This window comes from Leifsonia sp. HAY1-4F (assembly GCF_056755275.1).
In genome coordinates, this window is sequence record NZ_JBNDHX010000751.1 from 1 (window position 1) to 229 (window position 229).

The 229-nt window shown below is 43.2% G+C and carries 1 protein-coding gene; it reads right to left on the reverse strand.

Going from position 1 to position 229, the window contains the following annotated elements:
• The coding region (locus ACPYOG_RS21205; RefSeq protein ID WP_481296005.1) for a chloride channel protein at positions 1-211 on the reverse strand (211 nt) is incomplete at its 3' end.
• Positions 212-229: the final 18 nt, after the last annotated feature.

Genomic DNA, 229 nt, shown 5'->3' on the forward strand with positions numbered 1-229 from the left:
TTGCTGAAATAATTAATACTTTTCTTTCATTCTGATTGAGTCGCAAAAGACGGGTGAACTGGTCTGAAATTGCACCCGCCATTTGAAGAGCTGTACCTTCACGTCCTGCCGATCCGCCAAAAAAATGAGTGACTATCGTTCCCAGATAAACAAAAGGGGCCATTTTGAAAGGAATAGTTTCTTTGCCCGGCTCATGGATCGTTTCGAGCAACAGGTTATTTCCTGCTTC